This window comes from Dyella nitratireducens (assembly GCF_014642835.1).
Lineage (GTDB): Bacteria > Pseudomonadota > Gammaproteobacteria > Xanthomonadales > Rhodanobacteraceae > Dyella_B > Dyella_B nitratireducens.
The window spans coordinates 277,986-293,517 of record NZ_BMJA01000005.1 but is presented as its reverse complement, the minus strand read 5'-3'; the positions used below and the strand labels follow the sequence as shown (position 1 = coordinate 293,517).

Below are 15,532 nucleotides of genomic sequence, written 5' to 3'. Positions count from 1 at the left end.
GGGCTGTGATCATTTTTCAAGCATAAGGCGCCCATGAGGTGCCGTCTTGTCGACGTAGGCTTTCGATATGTCGGTGAGGGCCGATCATTTATCAGCGAAGGCTGGCAATGTTTATGTCCACGGGCCGATTCCGTTTTTTAAGGCCAACATCCAGCATCTCTACCACTTCCGCTTGGCCGCTGCATGCGCACTTCCTCCCGGCCGTGAGGCCCGGCGCGCTGCGGCTTAAAAATGAACATACCTACTTCACTTCTCTCTTGTACATCAGTACAAAACTTCTCTGCCGCGCGCTGACCAAGCGGAAGTCTCGCCTTCAAGAACACGTTGGCAAGATGCGATTTATCCTATGCCCCCCCTGTACGCCTCGTCTTAATGGTGTGATGTTGGTCAGGCGCTCAGCCTGTCGAAGCAACCCAAGGATGATCGCCGCACATGGCGTCATCGATCACGCTGGCATTGGCTCTCCCTTACTGGGTTCGCCACGCTCTCGCCCGTGGCTTTCGGGCAGGAAAAGGCCTCACGCTCGACGAGCAACAACAACGTCTGCGCACGCAACAGCAGGCGCAAGAACGTTCCATGCGCACGCAAGCGCAGGATGTGCGCATCGGCCAGCGCGCCGCTGCAATTTTCGTAGCACCGAACTGCTGACGGAGACACCGTGCTTTGAATTGAAGCAGATTCGCCTCGTCGGCGAACACAGCGACGCTTTCAGCTTCGTGCAGCGCTATCTCGATCGCTACGCTGGCTCGGCGTGGGCTTGAATGCCTCGCTGGACAACCAATGGTCTTGGTTCCTCAACCTGGATGGCCAAGTCGCCGGCGGTGGTACCAAGGCGGCGGTGTTCAGCGCTGGCGCAAGGTATCGTTTTTGATTTAATGCAATGAGCCCGCGCACGAGTGCCTCCACTCGTGCGGGGCGACGCGGTCACTCTTTGTGAGCCCGCTCATGCTCGTGATGTTCAGTGGTTACATGCCGCTCGTGCAGTTCTTCGCTGGTATTCATCGGCTCGGATGACTCAGGCGGTTGCTCAGGTGCTGTCGGAGTCTGCTCCGCTTCCGACACGGCACGAGGCGTTTCTTTTTCTTCGCTGCCGGTGATCTTCAGAATCGCATGGCGCATCTCGCGAGCGAGAATCACGCGTGCATCGCGCACCATATCTTCCAGCGCGCTGTCGTAATCGAGCTTGCCATTAGCGTCGGTCCACACCACGCGGCGTTCGCGCAATTTCTGGATAAAACCGCGGAACAGGGCCTTGTCGAAGAATTCCGGCGCGAGCGGTTCGCTGAGCAGGCTCAGGCGCTGGGCAGTGAGGGTGCAGACGTTTTCCAGCTCCGCGCCGGTGATGGTGTGCGGGCCATTCTTGGCCAGCGCGGCAATGGTGATGTAGTAGCGCTCGAACGCCTGGATCAGGCTGCGTGCAATCACGCGCAGCTGATAGGCCGCATCGTCCTGGCCTGGGCCGCGCTCAATCACCCGGCCTTCGCCGACGGCTTCCAGCAGTCCGCGGCGCACGAAGAAATCGACGGTGGCCTGCAAGTGGGCACCGAAGCCTTCGGCATCCCACGGCAGGAACAGCTCGCTCTGGATGAAGGGGTAGATGATGCGCCCCAGCCGAAGGATCGAGGCCCGCGACATGCGCCGGTTGTTGAGAAAGCAGCAGGCGACCCACGCAGCAGCAGCGGTGAGGTGCAGCACGTTGTTGCGGAAGTAGCTCAGTAGGACCGCCTGGTCGCCTTCCAGCGTGAGCACGTCGCCGAGTGGATGGCGCACGCGCGTGATCCAATTCATCTGCTCGCCATAGGCGATGATGGCATCGGGTGCCAGTGGCGTGAGTGTCATGCGATCCGAATACGGCAGTTCTTGCAGCAGCGCCTTGAGCAATTCCAGCTGGGCGAGCAGGTCGTTTTCCGCCATCGCGTGCTTGGGCGTGGACAGCAGCGCGAGCGCTAGCAAGTTGATCGGATTGACGTCCGCCGCACGATTGATGTTGACCTGGATTTTTTCGGCCAACTGATCGACGACCGAACTCAGCCATTCCGGCTTGGTGTTCGGGTCGCTGGTGGTTTCGCGCCAGTGGCTGCTGGCGGCATCGAGCAAGGGCGTGAGTTCGATCGGCTCGCCGAAGTTCAGCGCGACGTGGCCATAGCGCTGACGCAATACGCCAAGACCGCGGATCAGGCCGAGCAGTGATTCTTTCTCCTTGGGCTTGCCGGAGAGTTCGCCGATGTAGCTCTTGCCTTCCATCAGCTTTTCGTAGCCGATGTACACGGGCTGGAACAGCACCGGGCGACGCGGTGCACGCAGGAAGGCGCGCACGGTCATCGCCAGCAGGCCAGCGCGCGGCGCGAGCAGTCGGCCGGTGCGTGAGCGTCCGCCTTCGATGAAGTATTCGATCGGCACGCCGCGGTCGATCAACTGTGCGACATATTCATTGAACACCACCGAATATAGCGCGTTGCCCTTGAAGCTGCGGCGCAGGAAGAACGCGCCGCAGCGGCGCAGGATCGGGCCAATGACGGGCAGGTTGAGGTTGACGCCAGCGGCGATGTGCGGCACCACTACGCCGGAATCGTGTAGTTGGTATGACAACAGCAGGTAATCAGCGTGGCTGCGATGGCTGGGTACGTACACCACTTCGTAGCCAGGCGCCGCAGCGCGGGCTTTGTCGAAGTGGTGCATGGTGATGCCGTCGTAGAGCTTGGTCCAGAAGTTGCGCAGCAGGAACGACGCGGAGCGCACCACCGGATGCGAATAGTCCGCTGCGATTTCCATCATCATCTTGTGCGCGCGCTCCCACGACTTCGCGTAGGTGATGTTTTCCTTGGCGGCGGTGGAGGTGATGACGGCGCGTACTGGCTCGGCGTTGAGCACGGCATCGACCACGGTGCGGCGGTGCGAAAGATCCGGCCCGATCACCGCTGCGCGGATGCGGCGGAAGTGCGTGCGCATCACGCGCGCCATCTTGCGTGCAAAGCGCTCGGGACGTACGTCGCCTTCCTCGTTCAACACCGTGCGCAACGAAACCGGTGCGGAGAAATGCACCACGGTGTCGCGGCCGTTGAGCAGCAGTGCCAGCATGCGGCGGAAGCGGCCGACAACCACCCAGTTTTCCGAAAACAGCACGCTGAACCAGCCGGACTCACGCGTGGGTGTGCGGCCGACATAGATGGAAACGGGCACGATCTGGATGTCGCGATCCGGAAAACCTTCCAGCGCACGCACCAACTGGCCGAACGGCTCCGTGGGCGAGCGTTTGCGATTGCGGCCGAACAGCCAGCCGTCGCGACGCGCGAGCGCGAATACCGAGCGGCGGCGGCGGGTGAAGGGCAGCGGCTGCATGGGGCTGGGCAGGCCGGCTTCGCGGCAGGCACGGTCCAGGATCAGCGCATCGGAAAATCCGTCGCGCTCGATGACGTAGCAGACGGGCGCATCGCCTTGCAGCAGGCTGGCAGGTTCGGCTGGATCGCGGCGAATGCGCATCCAGGGCTCGAGCAGGTGCCCGGCGAGGTTGAACCACCAGGGGGCGCGGCTGCGGTAGCTTGGTTCCGCGGTCGTCATAATCGGCATCTGCATAGTGTAGCGGTGGGCCTTAGGTGCGGCTTAGGGCTTCGCCGCCAATGTCGTGCCGGTGGAGCCGCTGCTGGCCGGTGGCTTTGCTGTGCTGGCGGGGGCTGGTGCTGTGCCGCTGCTGGCGGGTGCGGGCGGATGCATGAGCTGTTCGTGCTGTGCACGCTCGCCGTCGATCAGATCCTTGTTGTACCAGCGGCCATCTATCAGCTCCAAATGCGAGTCGGCGCTCAGCGGCTTGCCTAGCAAGGTGTAGTCGATCTTCACGTGCGCCAGGCCATGGTCGATGCCAAGGGTGCTGACTTTTACCGAATCGAGCGTGTCGTTGACCGAAAGGCCGTAGATCGACAGCAGCTGTTTGAGACCTTGGTACGTCGTGGCGTACTTCTTCATGGCGGTATCGAAATCCATGTTCTGGATCTGGTCCGGACTCTTCAGGTCAAGCTGGCGTGCCGTGGTCACCACGACGCCCACGGCTTGCTTGGCCTTGTCCTGGTCGAACCAGGGCGTCTGCTGCGCCCACGGCAGCAGCACGTTGAGCGCATCGCGCATCTGCTGTTTCTGGTCTTCCGTCATCGCCTTGTTCTGGGCGATGCCCGTGGTGAGGATGGCCTGGCCGATGCCGATCATCACCGGCAGCTGGTCGTGATACTGCTGCTCCATCTGCGCCAGCTTGGGTTTGAGCTGGTCATACAATGTGGTTTCCGCATTGGGAGCGGTGAGTTGCTTGACAGCCTGGTCGAAGCGGGCGCGATCTTCATCGGTGATCGGGCGCTGGTTGGGGCGTGGATGCGTCCAGTCGACGCGCAGGTTGTCGTAATCGGCTGGGGGTAGGGCGTGTTTCCAGAAGCCGGCGAAATCGCCAGCCTTGATCAGCGTCACGGATTCCTGCACAGCTGCCTCGGGCGTGGCGCCGCCGGGCGCCGCGGCGTTTTCTTCTTTCTGATGACAGGCGGCCAGCGCAAACAGCGCCAGGACCAGTAGGCAATGCCTAAGTGTTTGAAAGCGCATGAATTCTCTCACGTGGAGGGCGGTAGCTTGCCGTCCGGGCAAGGGGCAAAGGGCGGCGCCATAACGGCGGGGCGCGGTGCATCTTACTTAAAATCTCAAAAAGAAAACCCCGCGGGCGTTGGGCCTCGCAGGGTCATGCCGGCAGCGCCGGAAGGGAAATGGCCTTGCCCGCAGTAGTTGGAGGTCAGCAGGGTCGGCGGGGTCATGATACGGCCCCTTTTCACTTCAGGCAATACTTTAAGTGGCATTGGATAAGTAATTGATTTTACGTCAATCACTATGCAGGGCTTGGATCTTGAGCTGGCGACGTTGATCGCGCGGCGTGCTCCACTCATTGTTGAACAGAGCCGGTTCCCACGAGCCGTACGTTGGGTTGGGAAGCACGAACCAGCGGCTGCCGATCCAGTCCTTATAGGGTGCCATGGCCTGGGCGCGGCCGGTTGGCGTATTGCTCAGCACGGTGACGAAATCGCCAAGCTGGTCGCCGAACTGCATGAGCACGCGGTAGTGCTGACTGACTCGCTGGCGACGGCAGTTTTTTTCCGTGCCGACTTGGTCGCAGCCCGGCAGGATGGTGCCCAGTCCCAGAAAGGCGTCCGGCCCGGACACGGGCAGGCCGACCTTGCGCAGATTGTCGATCGTGGCGGTGTCCAGGTCTTGCGCTCGGTTGGAGATGTAGATCACCGCGATGCCGTGCTGGGCTGCGAATTGGGTGAAGGCCATGGCACCCGGCAGGGCGCGTGCGCGTTCCTCCTTGCACCATGCTGCCCAATCGGCCTCGTTGAACTCGCCGCCTTTGCGAATCAGGCGCGCCTGATAGGGCGAGTTGTCCAGCACCGTTTCATCGATATCCAGGATCACGGCTGGCTTCAGGTTTTTGTACGGCGCGATGCGATCGTCGGAAGGCAGCGCATCCCAGTGCTTGTCCTTCAGCGCGGCGAGCAGCTGAGATTGCGCGCTGCGGAACGTCTCCTGATAGATCAGGTCATGCTCTAGCGCCGTTTGCGTCCACGCCACCGCATTGAGGTTGTCATCCGCAGGAACGGCAGGCGCTGCGACGGGCGTAGCCGCGGTGGATGGAGGTGTAGCGGAATGCGGGGCTTGGCTGGCGCAAGCGCCAAGCAGAAGCGTGCCCAACAGCGTGGGCAGGAACTTGGTCATGAAGCACCCTGTAGGCGTGAAGATGTTCCGCGAGGATCGCGCAAGTTTATGACAGACTTGCCAGGATCGCGTTTTTCCCATGGACCGCCCCGTGTACGCAGCCCTTTCCTCCGCCCGCGGCATTCGCACGACCAGCTACATCCTGGCCACCTTGGCATTGGTGCTGGTGTTGCGCCTGCATCTGCTGCCGGCGCTGCTTGCGGGTTTGCTGGTGTACGAACTGGTGCACGCTATGACGCCGCTCTTGGGTCGGCGCATTTCCGGTGAACGCGCGCGCCTGGTGGTCGTCACGGTGCTGGGTGTGATCGTGGTGGGCTTGATCACCGTGCTGATCGTGGCGTTGATCAGCTTCTTCCGCAACGAGATCAACAATCCCGCGATGTTGTGGGAACAGCAACTGATGCCGTTGGTAGAGAAGGCGCGCGCGCAACTGCCGACGTCGCTCACGAACTGGTTGCCGGACAGTGTCGACGAATTGCGCGTGATGGCACTGGAACTCACTCGCAAGCATGCGATGAGCTTGCAGAATGCGGGCAAGGAAACGGCACGCGTATCGGTGCACATCATTCTTGGCTTGGTACTGGGTGCGCTGGTGGCGCTGAACCGCGCACGCCCGTCGCATCAAGTGGGCCCTCTAGCGGCGACGCTGGGGGAGCGTTGCCAGCATCTGGCGGCAGCGTTCCGCAGCATTGTGTTTGCGCAAATCAAGATTTCGCTGATCAACACCATCGCTACCGCCATCTTTCTGCTTGGCGTACTGCCGCTGATGGACATCCATGTGCCGCTGGCCAAAACGCTGGTGGTGGTGACCTTTCTCGCCGGCCTCCTGCCGGTGATCGGCAATCTCATCTCCAACACGGCGGTGACGATCGCAGGTTTGTCAGTGTCGATATGGGTGGCGGCGGCCTCACTCGGCTTCCTGATCGTCATTCACAAGCTGGAGTATTTTCTCAATGCACGCATCATCGGCGGACAGATCCGTGCGCGTGCGTGGGAGCTGCTGGTGGCGATGCTGGTGATGGAGGCGGCGTTCGGTTTGGCCGGCTTGATTGCGGCGCCGATCTACTACGCGTATCTGAAGCGTGAGCTGGAGCAACAAAGGTTGATTTGATACTGCCCAGGGCATTTACGCGCGGTAGGTTGGGGTACAAACCCCAACATCCTTATCGCTATGGATATGACGATGCTGGGGTTTGCACCCCAGCCTACACGTCGCGCAAGGCCGACAGCAGTGCGTCGTTTTCCACGGGGTTATCCCACATATTCGCGTGAAGCAGTTGTTCCAGCGGCAACCGCGAACGCCAGCCTGCCATTTCCAGTTCCGGTCGCGGCAGGAATTCGCTGACGTAACCGAGGCATAAATAAGCCAGCGGATAGACCTGCGCAGGTAACTGCAAGGTTTCCGCCAGCCGTGCCGGCTCGACGATGCTCACCCAGCCCACGCCGATACCTTCGGCGCGCGCCGCCAGCCACAGGTTCTGCACGGCCAGGCAAGTGCTGAACAGATCGGTATCCAGCATCGTGTTGCGGCCGAGTACATGCGGGCCGCCACGTTGGCGATCGCAAGTGATGCACAGGTTGATCGGGCTGTCGACGATGCCTTCCAGCTTCAGTCGGCGATATTGCGTGGCACGGTCGCCGTCGTAGTTGCTGGCCGCGTCGGCATTGGCTTGTTCGTAGAGCGCCTTCACCGCGCGCTTCACGTCGAGACTGTCGATAACGATGAAATCCCACGGTTGCATGAAACCCACCGACGGCGCGTGATGCGCAGCCTTGAGCAGGCGCGCAAGCACATCCGGTGCGATGGGGTCGGGCAGGAACTGCGAACGTACGTCACGGCGTTCGCGGATGGCGCGGTAAAGGCCTGCGCGCTCCTCATCGGTAAAACTATGATCGGTCATGCAGGTACCTCACGGGCCGGCAAGCATGGCGGCGATTTTTGCCATGTGCGACTCGGCCGTTTCGCGCACCATTTCCTTATCGGCTTCCGGGTCCTTGCCCTCCCAGTGCAGATCATCTTGCGGCAGTTCCTGCAGGAAGCGGCTGGGCTGGTTGCTGTGGATTTCGCCGTAGCGCTTGGTTTTCGACGACCACGACAGGGTGAGCAATTCCTTGGCACGGGTGATGCCCACGTACATCAGGCGGCGCTCTTCTTCCACGCGACCTTCGTCGATGGCTGCGTCATTGGGTAGCGTGCCGTCCTCGCAGCCAACGATGAAAACGAAGCGGAATTCCAGGCCCTTGGCGGCGTGCAGCGTCATCATGCGCAGCGCGTTGCCGGGCTCGTCGCGATCGGCGTGTGAGAGTAGGGCCAGCTGCGCGGCGAGGTCGCCAGCGCTGTTGCCCTTCTGCATGGCACGGAACCAGTCGGCCAGCTCTTGCAGATTACCCATGCGGCGATCACGCAAAGCCGCATCCTGCGTGCTTGCAGCGATGTGTGCGGCGTACTGCGTGCGGGTCAATATACGAGAGACCAGGTCCGCCGCACTTTCATGCAGCGAGGCGCTGCGCAGTTCATCCAACAGTTCCGAGAACGACGCAAGCGCGGCAGCAGGGCGAGGGCTCAGCTGGCGCAACACGCTGTCGCTGCGTGTCGCTTCGAGTAGCGAGCAGTGTTTCGTCTGGGCGATTTGTCCAAGCTTCTCCAGCGTCGTCGCGCCGATCTCGCGCTTGGGTACGTTGACCACGCGCAGGAACGCAGCGTCGTCGCTGGGATTGGTAAGCAGGCGCAAATAGCAGAGCAGATCCTTCACTTCCGCACGATCCAGGAAGGACAGCGCGCCGGTGAGGTGATAGGGCACACGCGCCAGCCGAAGCGCCTTTTCCAGTGGACGCGCCTGGAAATTGCCGCGATACAGGATGGCCATATCGTGCCAACGCACCTTGTGCTTTTCCGCCAGCGTCGACGCCATGCCGGCGATACGCTCGGCTTCGTGCTCGGCTTCCTTGCATTCGATGACGCGGATCGCTGCGCCTTCCGGATGCTCGCTCCACAGTTTCTTGGTGTGTACGTGCGGGTTGTTGGCGATCAAGGTGTTGGCTGCGCGCAGGATGCGCTTGCCGCAGCGATAGTTCTGCTCCAGCTTGATCACCCGCAGGCTCGGCCAGTCCTTGCCGAGCTGTTCGATGTTTTCGGGATTGGCGCCACGCCATGCGTAGATCGACTGATCGTCATCGCCCACGCAAGTGAAGCTGCCGCGGTCGCCGGCCAGCACTTTCAGCAAGCGATACTGCGCGTCATTGGTGTCCTGGTATTCGTCCACCAGCAGATAGCGCAGGCGTTCACGCCAGGTATCGCGGCATTCTTCGTCGCTTTCGAGGATGCGCAGCGGCAGGCGGATCAGGTCGTCGAAATCGACCGCGTTGAAGGCGGCGAGGCGTTGCTGGTAGAGCTGGTAGATCGTCGCGGCTTCCAGCTCGCGCGGACTGCGCGCGGCGGCCAGTGCCTCCTCGGGCGACAAGCCGCTGTTCTTGGCGCGGCTCAGCAGGTTACGCAAGCCGAACAGCACATCGGGTTTGGCACCCTTGGGCGCCAATTCCTTGACGATGCCTTCGCTGTCGTCCGCATCCAGCACGGAAAAGCCGCGGCGCAAGCCGGCGCGCGCGTGCTCCATCTGCAGGAATTTCAAACCCAGGGCGTGGAAGGTGCAGACGGTCAGTGCTTGTGCGTCGTCCGCACTCACCAGCTTGCCGACGCGCTCGCGCATCTCGCGCGCGGCTTTGTTGGTAAAGGTGATGGCGGCAATCCGGGACGCGGCCAGTTTGCGGCGCTGCACCAGGTGCGCAATCTTCTGCGTGATCACGGAGGTTTTGCCGGAGCCGGCGCCCGCGAGCACCAGCAGCGGGCTGTCGATGTGTTCGACGGCGGCCAGTTGTTGGGGGTTGAGCATGCGTCGGTCGGATCGGTCAGGTGGGCGCAGCGTGATGGATGATCGTAGCAAACCCCAGGTCCCGCGAGCAGGCTTGCAACCGAACCGTCACGGTGGCAGTGGGCCGGGTTACCATGCACGCCTCCGCATGCCCGTCGATCCGCATGGCCAAGCTCTATTTCTATTATTCATCGATGAATGCCGGCAAGACCACCAACTTGCTGCAGAGTGCGTACAACTATTACGAGCGTGGTATGCGCACGCTGATCCTGACGCCTGCGCTGGATAATCGTTACGGCGAGGGCGTGGTGGCTTCGCGCATTGGCTTGCGTTCGCAAGCGGAGCGTTTCACGGCTCAGACGGATTTGTTGGCCATCGTGCGGGCAAACATGGCAGAACATGGCGCATTGCATTGCGTGTTCGTCGATGAAGCACAGTTTCTGACCAAGGCACAGGTATGGCAGCTTACGGACGTGGTCGATGAGCTCGCCATCCCGGTGCTGGCCTATGGATTACGCACGGATTTCCGCGGCGAGCTGTTTGAAGGCAGCCGTTATCTGCTGGCTTGGGCCGACACCCTGGAAGAAATCAAGACCATCTGCCATACGGGTCGCAAGGCCACCATGGTGGTGCGGGTGGACGAGCAGGGGCGGGCGATCACCGAAGGGCCGCAGGTTGAGATCGGCGGCAACGAACGCTATGTCTCGGTGAGCCGCGCCGAGTTCAAGAAGATTACCCAGGGACAAGGCCGCATCGAACTGAAGCAACCCAGCCTGCCGCTGGAAGAAAAGCACTGATCCGGTCTGGATCACATCAAGGAAACCCATGAGCAATCCGGTCACCTACTTCCCCGCCTGGCAGCGCCCGCATTGGCAGCCCAATGACGAGGAGGTCATTTTGCAGTTCTACGTGTTCGGCAATTTCCAGCCGACGCGCGTGCCGTCTGCCACCTATGGCAGCGACGGTCTGCCGGAGGAAGTGCAGCTTTCCAGCCATCATCATCATGTGTTGCGCGATTGGGAAGGCTACCCGCTGAAGGCGCCGCTGGGGGATTTGTTCAAGCACGATTCCCCGGAGACATACGAGAAAGCGCTGGCTACGCCGCAAGTCCTGGTGTTGCACGGCCGCTTCAAGGATCAAGCCGATACCGGCTATTTGCGCGATACCTTCGGCGTGCTGGCCGGATTGCTCGACATCGGCGGTGTGGCGATTCTCGATCCGCAGATGCTCAGCTTGTTCGATGCGGACGAATGGCGCCGACGCTATCTGATCAAGGATGGTGCACCCCTGCGCAGCCACGTGCTGATCCTGCGTGACGAAGATGAGGCTGGCCGCTATTGGGTGCATACGCGCGGCATGCGCAAGTTCGGCCGTCCCGACATCAGCTTGCGCCATGTGCCGGAGAGCGATGTCGACCGTGCCGGCGCGCTATGCCAGCGATTGATTGAACTGGAAACGTTAGGCGCACACTTCGTGCAAGGACAGAACCTGGAGGTCGACGGTATCTTTGGTGGCTTGGTGGCCGAACTAGGTGGCGGATACGACAATCCGGAATTCAACAACACTTATGTGGCCTTCCACTGGCCGGATGAAGGTTGATCGCTATTTCTGGCAACGCGGACACCAGAACGTGGAGCGTTGCCCGATCACTTGCTGACGGATTGGCGTGCCGCAGACCTTGCACGGCTCGCCTTCGCGTCCGTACACGAACAGCTCGCGAAAGAAATACCCTGGCGCACCATCCGGGTTGAGAAAGTCACGCAACGTCGTGCCGCCGCGTTCGATAGCCCACGCCAGGATGCGCTTCACTTCGCCTGCCAGGCGCTGATAGCGCGCACGCGACACCGTACCTGCCGGTCGGCGTGGATCGATGCCGGCCGCGAACAAGGCTTCGCTGGCGTAGATATTGCCCACGCCCACGACAATCGCGTTGTCCATCAGAAACAATTTCACGGCCGCTTTGCGGCCGCGCGAGCGTTGCCAGAGCAGATCGCCATCGAAGGCATCGGTAAGCGGTTCCGGTCCGAGATCGGCCAGCAATTCGTGCGTGGTGCCTGGCGCTTGCCATAACAAACAACCGAAACGGCGCGGATCGGTGAAGCGAAGAATGCGCGGGCGTTCACCCTTTAACGGTTCCAGCGCCATGTCGAAGTGGTCATGAAGGCCCGGCTGTACGTCGGGTGGTAGCACGCGCAACACGCCAGTCATGCCCAGATGCATCAGCGCGCTGCCAGCGTGCGTATGCAACAGCAGGTACTTGGCGCGGCGCTCCACTTCATCAATGCGTTGGCCAGGCAGCAGTTCGGTGATTTCGCGCGGAATCGGCCAGCGCAAATCTGCGCGACGCAACGTTACACCGGCGATGCGCCGGCCGATCAGATACGGGGCGATACCGCGTCGAGTGGTTTCGACCTCAGGCAACTCAGGCATGTCATTGCGCCTGGATGGATGCGCTTTGTGCGGAGCGCGGCATGTAGCGTAATGACACGATACCCACGCGCTCGCCTACTTGCACGTAGACGTTGTGGCCGATGGCGGTCATCGTGCCGAAGCGTAGTGTTTCATCGTTCAATGCCAGCGTGGCCTGCGGCGGCGTCAAGCCGATTTTGGCAAGGTCATAGCTGTTGGCAGGTTGCCAGCTTTGCACCGGCGCGGCGGCAATGCGCAGCAATTCGGCCAGGCGCATGTTGTCGGCACGTGTGGACGTTGCCTGGTCGACACGCCACCAATGCTCGTCACGCTTTACGTAGTGCTCGGCCGGTGCGTTGCCCATGCCGAGTGTTACCTGCGTGATTTTGTCGGGGGCGATGGGCAGCAGCGTGCCGGGGGCGGAAGCACGATCGCTGCTGACTTGCCACCATGCCGCGACGAGCAGCACGATCACGGTGATCAATAACCACAACTGGCGTTGCAGGCCACGCTTCATGCGCGCCGCCTGCGCCAGGCAATCCAACCACCGATCACCAGCAGCGCTATAGGCATGACCAGCATGAAGCCGATGGTCAGTGCGCTCAGTTCACCTTGCGATACGTTGAGTACGCGATCCGGTGCACCACGTGGCGGCATGCTGATCAGCTGGTCATCGCCCAGCAGCCAGTTGAACACGCGCTCGCCCAGTGCGCGGTTGCCACCGTTGCCGAGATAACTGTTGGAAAGAAAGTCGCCATTGCCGATCACGACAACGCGTTGCTCGCTCTTGGCCGGACTGGGCGAGAGACGGCTGAAAGCAAAGCCGAAATCGAGCGGGCCTTTCAGCTGCGCAGCGGCGTTGCCGTCCAATGATTGTGTCGTGGCTTGCGGGCTGGAGCGCAGAAACGGCTCGATTTTCCAATCGCTCTGGCGTGTTTCCGCCAGCGGTGCGACTTCCGGGAACAGCGTGGTGAGCGTGAAGCCGCGTGTGATCATGCTGGGCAGGTAATCGCCAAGTACGATCGTGCGTGGGTCTTTCAATCCCACCGCCGACGAGGAGCCATCGATCAGTTCACCCGGCAGCACGCGAATGCCCAGTGTATCCGCGATGGGCTGCAGGCTTGCATCAAGATTGCCCGGATCGACCAGCCAAAGCAGATTGCCGCCATTGGCAAGGTAATCCGTCAACGCTTTTGTGGCACCTGGAGTCAACGGCGTTTGCGGACCGGCAAGCACGACCAGGTCGGTCTGTCCGGGTACGCTGGTCACTTGCGAGAAATTCAGCGGCACGGCACGCATGCCGCTCTGTTCGAGCTGCGAGGCGAAAGTGCCGAGATCCGCGTTGGCGACGCCATCTGCACGACGCTCACCATGTCCGGTGACGAAGGCGACGATGCGATCGTTGCCGCGTACCAGGCGCTCCAGTGCATCGGTCATGCTGCGCTCGGTCAACGTGTCGAGGCGTTGCTGACGATCGCGATAGTGCAGGATCAGTTCGCCATCCACCGTAATGCCGAGATTGCGCATCGCCGCCGGATCTTGTTGTGGATCGACGAAGCTGAGGTGTAGGTCAGGCTTGGCCTTTTGATAGCGCAGCAGGGCGGTAGCGATGGTCTGGCGCAAGTCGCCTTGTGGGCTCGCATAACTGACGATATCCACCGGACCATCGAATTTCGCCAGTACGGCGCGCGTTTCCGGCGACATGCTGACGCGGCTGTTGTACGTCCAGTCGACGATGTGATCGTGGCGCGCAGTGAGAAATCCGATGGCCGCCGCGCCCAGCAACACCAGCAGCGCGAACACCCAGCCGTTGAGACGGTGCAGTACGTGCCTGTTCATCAGCCGCGCTCCCGATCGGCGGCCAGGCGTTGCGTGCCCAGCGCCAGCGCCACCGCAATCGCCAGCAGGAACCACACGATGTCTGCGCTCGATACCAGGCCGCGCAGCAAGGTTTCCTGGTGCGTGCTCATGGCCAGCCAATTGATGAAGCCGCTGCTGACGCCCGCGAGCTGTGCTCCGAGGTTGATGCAATTAAGCGCGATGCCAATCATCAGGGCTGCTACCGCTGCGACGGCAGGATGCGAGGCGAATGCCGAGCAAGCCACCCCGACCGCGGCCAGCACGGCGAGTGCGAGAAAGGTGCCCAGCGTGGCGGCAGCGAGCTTGCCCCAATCCAGCGTCACACCATGCGCAAGGCTCACCGGCACGGCGATGGCCAGCAATAGCCACAACGCCAGCCAGATCAGCACAGCAAGATATTTGCCAAGCAGGATGCGCGACGCGGACAAGCCGGTGGAAAACAGCAGCGGCAAGGTACCGGTACTGCGTTCGCTGGCCAGCGTGGACATGGTCAGTAGCGGAACCACCAGCAACGCGAGTTCGGTCACGCCGAACGGCAACGGACTGCCGGTGATCAAGCTGCTGTAGAGCCGCACCGCTACCAGGTCGGTGTAGCCGGGGCCATCCGGCAGCGCGGCGAGTTTCACCTGGTTGAGCAGGAACAACTGCAATAGCAACGCAAAGCGCCAGCCGAGTTCCGCCAGCGCAAGAGCGCCGATGGTCCAGCCGAGCGGACGCACGAACAGGCGGCGCAATTCGAGCCGCGTCACAGCGAATAAGGTCATGCGGCTTGAGCCCTGCCGTTCATGGCGATGTCGAAGAACGTTTTTTCCAAAGCAGCATGCTGGTCGGGCGGCAGCGGCGCGTCGTGGCGCAGCACACCTTCATGCAGGATCGCCACGCGGTCGCATACGGCGGTCACTTCGGTCAGCTGGTGTGTGGACAGGATCACGGCGGTGCCTTCGGCAGCCAGTTCGCGTAGCAGCTTGCGCAGCGCGACCACCTGTACCGGATCGAGCGCGTTGGCCGGTTCGTCCAGCACCAGCAGGGCGGGGCGGTGCAGCAGTGCGCAGGCAAGTCCCAGCCGTTGACGCTGTCCCTGGGACAACACACCCGCCAAGCGTTGGGACAGGTCCTGCAATTCCAACCGTTCCAGCACCGCATCGCCGGCTTGCTTGAGCCGGGCGCCGGAGAAGCCACGCAGGCGACCATGTGCATCCAGGTGTTCGCGGATGGTCAGTTCCGGCCACAGCGGGGCAGCTTCCGGCAGCCAGCCGATGGTCTGCCGAGCCAGCTCGGGGTGCTCCAGAAAGTCCTGACCTTGCAGGTGGATCGTGCCGCTATCGGGCATCAGCGCCCCGGCAATCAGGCTCAAGGTGGTGGACTTGCCAGCCCCGTTCACCCCAAGCAGCCCAAGGATTTGGCCGGTCTCAAGGCTTAGCGAGAGATCACGCACGGCCGGGCGGCTGGCCCGGCTTCGGGCGACCCTTTCAAGTTTTAGTACGGGTACTAAAGAGGAGGTAGGCGCATTCATTGCATGATTGTCGGGGTGACCCCATCCCGCAGACAACCGTTGGCTGTCACGATTTAACGGAAGTCGAAAGGATAGGGTCCTACCATGCTGGTAGGTACGGACGCCCTCGACTAGACTGCTTTTTCCTGCCCAGGACTTTCCC

Annotated in this window: 14 protein-coding genes; 4 read left to right on the top strand and 10 right to left on the bottom strand. The window is 61.7% G+C overall.

The annotated features are described in order from the left end of the window. Positions 1-432: 432 nt before the first annotated feature. The gene (locus IEX75_RS21595; RefSeq protein ID WP_188797652.1) at positions 433-648 is read left to right on the top strand and encodes a hypothetical protein; all 216 of its coding nucleotides are present in this window, start codon (positions 433-435) and stop codon (positions 646-648) included. Positions 649-924: 276 nt separating this feature from the next. Here the strand turns inward: IEX75_RS21595 and plsB are convergent, their stop codons facing one another. The 3 genes from plsB to IEX75_RS21580 all read right to left on the bottom strand — a co-directional run bounded on the left by plsB (position 925) and on the right by IEX75_RS21580 (position 5,739). Continuing rightward, positions 925-3,567: a glycerol-3-phosphate 1-O-acyltransferase PlsB gene (gene plsB, locus IEX75_RS21590; protein ID WP_188797786.1), complete on the bottom strand. Its 2,643-nt coding sequence runs from the start codon at positions 3,565-3,567 to the stop codon at positions 925-927. 33 nt (positions 3,568-3,600) lie between these two features. Beyond that, entirely contained in the window at positions 3,601-4,578 is a 978-nt protein-coding gene (locus IEX75_RS21585; protein ID WP_188797650.1) for a hypothetical protein, read from the bottom strand. A 270-nt stretch (positions 4,579-4,848) separates the two neighbouring features. Next, positions 4,849-5,739 (bottom strand): 5'-nucleotidase, lipoprotein e(P4) family, encoded by an 891-nt coding sequence (locus tag IEX75_RS21580; protein WP_188797648.1) that lies wholly within the window; start codon positions 5,737-5,739, stop codon positions 4,849-4,851. Positions 5,740-5,818: 79 nt separating this feature from the next. On the opposite strand from IEX75_RS21580, the gene IEX75_RS21575 reads away from it, so the two are divergent. Further along, on the top strand, positions 5,819-6,850 hold the full coding sequence (locus IEX75_RS21575) for an AI-2E family transporter (RefSeq protein WP_188797646.1): 1,032 nt from the start codon (positions 5,819-5,821) through the stop codon (positions 6,848-6,850). A gap of 94 nt (positions 6,851-6,944) precedes the next feature. Here the strand turns inward: IEX75_RS21575 and bluB are convergent, their stop codons facing one another. After that, entirely contained in the window at positions 6,945-7,640 is a 696-nt protein-coding gene (gene bluB, locus IEX75_RS21570) for a 5,6-dimethylbenzimidazole synthase (protein WP_188797644.1), read from the bottom strand. A gap of 9 nt (positions 7,641-7,649) precedes the next feature. Further along, the gene (locus tag IEX75_RS21565) at positions 7,650-9,629 is read right to left on the bottom strand and encodes a UvrD-helicase domain-containing protein (protein ID WP_188797642.1); all 1,980 of its coding nucleotides are present in this window, start codon (positions 9,627-9,629) and stop codon (positions 7,650-7,652) included. Between the two features lie 143 nt (positions 9,630-9,772). Here IEX75_RS21565 and IEX75_RS21560 point away from each other — a divergent pair, with 143 nt between their 5' ends. Then, positions 9,773-10,405 carry a thymidine kinase gene (locus IEX75_RS21560; protein ID WP_188797785.1) on the top strand — a complete coding sequence of 211 codons (633 nt, stop codon included), beginning with the start codon at positions 9,773-9,775 and terminating at the stop codon, positions 10,403-10,405. 28 nt (positions 10,406-10,433) lie between these two features. Next, positions 10,434-11,207, top strand: a complete 774-nt coding sequence (locus IEX75_RS21555) for a hypothetical protein (protein ID WP_188797640.1) — start codon at positions 10,434-10,436, stop codon at positions 11,205-11,207. Positions 11,208-11,210: 3 nt separating this feature from the next. Here the strand turns inward: IEX75_RS21555 and mutM are convergent, their stop codons facing one another. Genes mutM through IEX75_RS21530 form a run of 5 tightly spaced genes read right to left on the bottom strand, consistent with a single transcriptional unit; the run spans position 11,211 to position 15,390 of the window. Beyond that, entirely contained in the window at positions 11,211-12,038 is an 828-nt protein-coding gene (gene mutM / locus IEX75_RS21550; protein WP_188797638.1) for a bifunctional DNA-formamidopyrimidine glycosylase/DNA-(apurinic or apyrimidinic site) lyase, read from the bottom strand. A 1-nt stretch (position 12,039) separates the two neighbouring features. Next, positions 12,040-12,534, bottom strand: a complete 495-nt coding sequence (locus IEX75_RS21545) for a DUF4340 domain-containing protein (RefSeq protein WP_188797636.1) — start codon at positions 12,532-12,534, stop codon at positions 12,040-12,042. Continuing rightward, complete coding sequence (locus tag IEX75_RS21540) at positions 12,531-13,856, bottom strand: GldG family protein (RefSeq protein WP_188797635.1); 1,326 nt, start codon at positions 13,854-13,856, stop codon at positions 12,531-12,533. The genes IEX75_RS21545 and IEX75_RS21540 overlap by 4 nt, the downstream gene beginning before the upstream one ends. Further along, a complete protein-coding gene (locus IEX75_RS21535; protein ID WP_188797632.1) occupies positions 13,856-14,641 on the bottom strand; it encodes an ABC transporter permease in 786 nt (261 codons plus the stop codon). The genes IEX75_RS21540 and IEX75_RS21535 overlap by 1 nt, the downstream gene beginning before the upstream one ends. Beyond that, positions 14,638-15,390 carry an ABC transporter ATP-binding protein gene (locus IEX75_RS21530; RefSeq protein WP_188797631.1) on the bottom strand — a complete coding sequence of 251 codons (753 nt, stop codon included), beginning with the start codon at positions 15,388-15,390 and terminating at the stop codon, positions 14,638-14,640. The genes IEX75_RS21535 and IEX75_RS21530 overlap by 4 nt, the downstream gene beginning before the upstream one ends. Between the last annotated feature and the right edge of the window lie 142 nt (positions 15,391-15,532).

Excerpts from the sequence above, each read along its gene's own strand:
- IEX75_RS21575 (WP_188797646.1), top strand. The coding sequence starts at position 5,819 with ATGGACCGCCCCGTGTACGCAGCCCTTTCCTCCGCCCGCGGCATTCGC.
- IEX75_RS21555 (WP_188797640.1), top strand. The coding sequence starts at position 10,434 with ATGAGCAATCCGGTCACCTACTTCCCCGCCTGGCAGCGCCCGCATTGG.
- plsB (WP_188797786.1), bottom strand. The coding sequence starts at position 3,567 with ATGCCGATTATGACGACCGCGGAACCAAGCTACCGCAGCCGCGCCCCC.
- IEX75_RS21560 (WP_188797785.1), top strand. The coding sequence starts at position 9,773 with ATGGCCAAGCTCTATTTCTATTATTCATCGATGAATGCCGGCAAGACC.
- IEX75_RS21585 (WP_188797650.1), bottom strand. The coding sequence starts at position 4,578 with ATGCGCTTTCAAACACTTAGGCATTGCCTACTGGTCCTGGCGCTGTTT.
- IEX75_RS21530 (WP_188797631.1), bottom strand. The coding sequence starts at position 15,390 with ATGAATGCGCCTACCTCCTCTTTAGTACCCGTACTAAAACTTGAAAGG.
- IEX75_RS21545 (WP_188797636.1), bottom strand. The coding sequence starts at position 12,534 with ATGAAGCGTGGCCTGCAACGCCAGTTGTGGTTATTGATCACCGTGATC.
- IEX75_RS21595 (WP_188797652.1), top strand. The coding sequence starts at position 433 with ATGGCGTCATCGATCACGCTGGCATTGGCTCTCCCTTACTGGGTTCGC.
- IEX75_RS21565 (WP_188797642.1), bottom strand. The coding sequence starts at position 9,629 with ATGCTCAACCCCCAACAACTGGCCGCCGTCGAACACATCGACAGCCCG.
- bluB (WP_188797644.1), bottom strand. The coding sequence starts at position 7,640 with ATGACCGATCATAGTTTTACCGATGAGGAGCGCGCAGGCCTTTACCGC.
- IEX75_RS21535 (WP_188797632.1), bottom strand. The coding sequence starts at position 14,641 with ATGACCTTATTCGCTGTGACGCGGCTCGAATTGCGCCGCCTGTTCGTG.
- mutM (WP_188797638.1), bottom strand. The coding sequence starts at position 12,038 with ATGCCTGAGTTGCCTGAGGTCGAAACCACTCGACGCGGTATCGCCCCG.
- IEX75_RS21540 (WP_188797635.1), bottom strand. The coding sequence starts at position 13,856 with ATGAACAGGCACGTACTGCACCGTCTCAACGGCTGGGTGTTCGCGCTG.
- IEX75_RS21580 (WP_188797648.1), bottom strand. The coding sequence starts at position 5,739 with ATGACCAAGTTCCTGCCCACGCTGTTGGGCACGCTTCTGCTTGGCGCT.